This is a genomic window from Microcoleus sp. PH2017_12_PCY_D_A (genome assembly GCF_020738565.1).
In the GTDB taxonomy this organism is placed as follows: domain Bacteria; phylum Cyanobacteriota; class Cyanobacteriia; order Cyanobacteriales; family Microcoleaceae; genus Microcoleus.
This window is the reverse complement of record NZ_JAEQCI010000229.1, coordinates 1-3,499: the sequence shown is the minus strand read 5'-3', so window position 1 is coordinate 3,499 and position 3,499 is coordinate 1. Positions and strand designations below refer to the sequence as shown.

The window sequence follows — 3,499 nt, the reverse complement described above, 5'->3', positions numbered from 1 at the left end:
TTGGACAGATTTTAGCTCATAAGCTTGCACACGCGGAGCGTTCAAACCAGTCAAAGTCTTTCTCTGTAAAGGTTTTAGGCTTTTTCGGCAAGCCCTAAAGTAGTTAATTCTATCCTGGTAGCCCGTTGCTGGCGCTCTTGGATAGCAGCCCAAGAAGTTTCATCGTCTGAATTTAATTGAGCAGCCAAATTTCTGACTGTAGATTCTAATTCTGCAAAGCGGTTGCGGAGCTCGACAATATCTTCGCGGGGGTGGAAAAATTCGCTGCGGATGCTTGTCAGGCGCTGGGCTAAATACTGATAAGCTCGGATAGCTGGACGCAGTACAGTTAAAAGCAGTGCTGCACCGGAACTGAGATAGCCAACAGCACTAATTCCAGCGGCGGCTAGGGCGTAAAGTGCGATCGCGCTAACCAGGTGAAGGGCGATCGCCACAAAGAGCGATCGGCTAGCTAATACAGTAACGTATTTGAGTTGTTCGCGATCGACAGCAATATTTTTTTTAGTAGATTCTGCGCCTTGCGCTAAAACTTCCTTAGCTTCAAAATGGATATTCCAAGGAACTGTAACTATCAGCAACAGCCATTCAAAAATAGCAATAGCAATTACCCAATCTATAAAACTGCCGGCGGGGACGTGCAGCCATTGTAAAATAGCAAAAATTAACAGTAACAATAGGCCAGTACCAGCACCGAAACCTGCAAAAGAGTAATACATATTGATTGCCTTTGCGAAATGTTATTTTGATTGTGGGTAAGTTGTTTAGGTGTCGAGCAATCAACTGTGACAGTTAAGAAATTGTCAGAGCGCTCCCGGCTCGTTAGTGATTAGTAACACTCCAGGGCAAAGGTTGCACGAAACCAGGTTTAGCCACCAAACAAAATACTTGCTCTGCTTCAAGAGGAGAATGTTGTTTTGATTGTGGGTAAATGGTTGCGGTAGGGATAAATCAACTGTGACAGTTAAGAAAATGTCCCAGCTTAACAAACTTATTAATTATTAGTAGTAATCCCGAATCGAAGTATTGCCACGCGCCTGTTTAGTTTCGGAAAGATACACAGGCTGTAACCCATTAATAAGAATTACATCAAACTTTTTGTGAGTCGTGCGTTAGTCATAAATAATTATTTTTTGGCAATTATTTGTCACAATTAAGTCATATTATCCCCAAATGATATTATTTGATATTTGAGATTGTTCGACTTCATGAAAGGCTGCGCTGACTGATAAATCGCGATCGTACAAGTTGGAGAGTTGAGATTCAGAATAACTGATTGTATATGGTTGGCAGCTTGCCGGCGGTTAGATTCTTTTGTTAAGCTGGCATTACTCACGGTGTTACGCAGTGCGAGGAACGCAGCAATGTCAAAACCATCCTTTTGTTCTCTTTTCTTTTCCAGGGCGACAAATCACCTATAGCTGAGATAAACTGATTGGAAGGTCGATCGCCCGTGAGAGCAAGTTACCAGCTTCTTGCAACCGAGACGGCGATACTCTTACCCTGAGAGAAACGACAGCAAAATAGGTGCCAAAATTAACTCTACCGTCTGCAATTTCCAATAACTGCACGTCATATCACGTAAAATCAAAAGTCAGCAGCAAGGACAAACCGATGGCGAACTCAACTCTTGGCCTAGAAAATCAACTTTACGATTATCTGTTATCTATTTCTCTGCGGGAACCAGATATTCTCGCTTCACTGCGGGAAGAAACTGCTAAGCATCCCATGGGTATGATGCAAATAGCTCCCGAACAAGGTCAGTTTATGGAGATGCTGGTGCAGCTTATGGGAGCGACAAAAACCTTAGAAATTGGGGTTTTTACTGGTTATAGCTCGCTGTGCGTAGCTTTAGCGCTGCCTTCTAACGGTAAAATTATTGCTTGCGATGTCAGCGAGGAATATACTTCGATCGCGCGACGCTATTGGGAAGCTGCGGGTGTGGCTAACAAAATTTCTTTGCAGTTGGGCCCCGCAATTAATACTCTCGACAAACTCATAGCCGAGGGACAAGCCGGAACCTTTGATTTTGCCTTCATCGACGCCGATAAAGAAAATTATGAGGCTTATTTTGAGCGATCGCTCCAACTGGTGCGGAATGGCGGTTTAATTGTAATTGACAACGTTCTGTGGTCTGGACGAGTTGCCGATCCTCAAGTACAAGACACAAGCACCCTCGCCCTTCGCACTTTCAACGACAAGTTGCGTAACGATCCGAGAATAACACTCAGTGTTGTTCCCATTGGTGACGGACTGACTTTGGCGCTGAAACGCCGCTGGGCGACTATGATGGAACCGGAAGAACAGAATTAAAAATAGGATTTACGCACGGGTAGTCAGAAACCGGGTTTTTTGGAGAAATACTTCGTTACACCCCTTGAACAGGCGAAAAAACCCGGTTTGTGTGATATTTATGCGTAAGTTATAACTATATTTAAACAACCTAATAAATTGGTTTGAGGCGAAAATTATAGTGTCTAATTTACAAATAAAATTGCCGATTCACGAAACTTTTCAGTGTACGGTTCAAGGCGAAGGCTACTGGACTGGTACTTTAGTTGATTTTATCAGATTGGCCGGTTGTCCCGTGCGGTGTCCTTGGTGCGATACAGGCTACTCCAATGGTGGCAAAGGTTTGCCGTCGGTGCCGCAGTCGATCGCACAATTGCTCGCTCAATTGCAGTCTCCGAGAGTTGTCATTACTGGCGGCGAACCTTTCATCCACCAGAATTTGCCGGAGTTAGTTCAAGCTTTGTTAGCAACTGACAAGCAGGTGAGTATTGAAACTTCGGGCGCTTACTGGCAGGATGTTTCGCCGCTGGCTTGGATTACTCTTTCTCCTAAGCAACACGTCAATCCTCAATATCCCGTGCAAGAGATATTTTGGACTAGAGCTAATGAGATTAAGTTGGTGGTTAGCACTGGCGAAGAAGTAGATTTTTATAGAAAATATTTGGCTGAAAATGTGAATACTCGTGTATATTTGCAGCCGGAGTGGGAAAAGCACGATCGGGCGATTCCGATTATTTTGGAGTTGCTGAAACAGCATCCGACTTACCGGTTGTCTTTGCAAACTCACAAGTTTATTGGTGTCCAATAAACATCCAAAAATTCTGTAGGGGCGGCTTCACAAACTATCTATGAAACCTACACACAATCTCATAAACCCGCCCATCCCCGCCATTATTCACATCAACGTCTTATATTATTTCCAATCGATCGCCATACATAATAAAAACAGTTCGTAGTGCGGACTTAAGTCCGCTCTTATTCTGCAGTTCGTAGTGCGGACTTAAGTCCGCTCTTATTCTGCGGACTTAAGTCCGCTCTTATTCTGCAGTTCGTAGTGCGGACTTAAGTCCAATGGCACTGAAAAAGTGAGCAGAAAAAAATCTGTAAGGCAATATATAGCGATCGCAAATCATTCGTAAATTAATTAAGGGTTGGAGCGAGCAGCAGTTCCATTGAGTGTTGGTTCAAAAATACCAAATTTGTGTAACTT

General features: G+C 43.6%; 5 protein-coding genes. 2 read left to right on the top strand and 3 right to left on the bottom strand.

Annotation, left to right across the window (positions count from 1 at the left end; all coding sequences use genetic code 11):
- Positions 1–74 precede the first annotated feature (74 nt).
- The 3 genes from JGK39_RS32985 to JGK39_RS32975 all read right to left on the bottom strand — a co-directional run bounded on the left by JGK39_RS32985 (position 75) and on the right by JGK39_RS32975 (position 1,568).
- Positions 75–716 (bottom strand): hypothetical protein, encoded by a 642-nt coding sequence (locus JGK39_RS32985; protein WP_293298984.1) that lies wholly within the window; start codon positions 714–716, stop codon positions 75–77.
- Between the two features lie 434 nt (positions 717–1,150).
- A complete protein-coding gene (locus JGK39_RS32980) occupies positions 1,151–1,333 on the bottom strand; it encodes a hypothetical protein (RefSeq protein WP_293298986.1) in 183 nt (60 codons plus the stop codon).
- Positions 1,334–1,412: 79 nt separating this feature from the next.
- Positions 1,413–1,568 (bottom strand): hypothetical protein, encoded by a 156-nt coding sequence (locus JGK39_RS32975; RefSeq protein ID WP_293258313.1) that lies wholly within the window; start codon positions 1,566–1,568, stop codon positions 1,413–1,415.
- Between the two features lie 43 nt (positions 1,569–1,611).
- Between JGK39_RS32975 and JGK39_RS32970 the strand changes: the two genes are divergently transcribed.
- A complete protein-coding gene (locus JGK39_RS32970; RefSeq protein ID WP_293258315.1) occupies positions 1,612–2,310 on the top strand; it encodes a class I SAM-dependent methyltransferase in 699 nt (232 codons plus the stop codon).
- Between the two features lie 160 nt (positions 2,311–2,470).
- Positions 2,471–3,097: a 7-carboxy-7-deazaguanine synthase QueE gene (locus JGK39_RS32965; RefSeq protein WP_293258317.1), complete on the top strand. Its 627-nt coding sequence runs from the start codon at positions 2,471–2,473 to the stop codon at positions 3,095–3,097.
- Positions 3,098–3,499: the final 402 nt, after the last annotated feature.

Excerpts from the sequence above, each read along its gene's own strand:
- JGK39_RS32985 (WP_293298984.1), bottom strand. The coding sequence starts at position 716 with ATGTATTACTCTTTTGCAGGTTTCGGTGCTGGTACTGGCCTATTGTTA.
- JGK39_RS32970 (WP_293258315.1), top strand. The coding sequence starts at position 1,612 with ATGGCGAACTCAACTCTTGGCCTAGAAAATCAACTTTACGATTATCTG.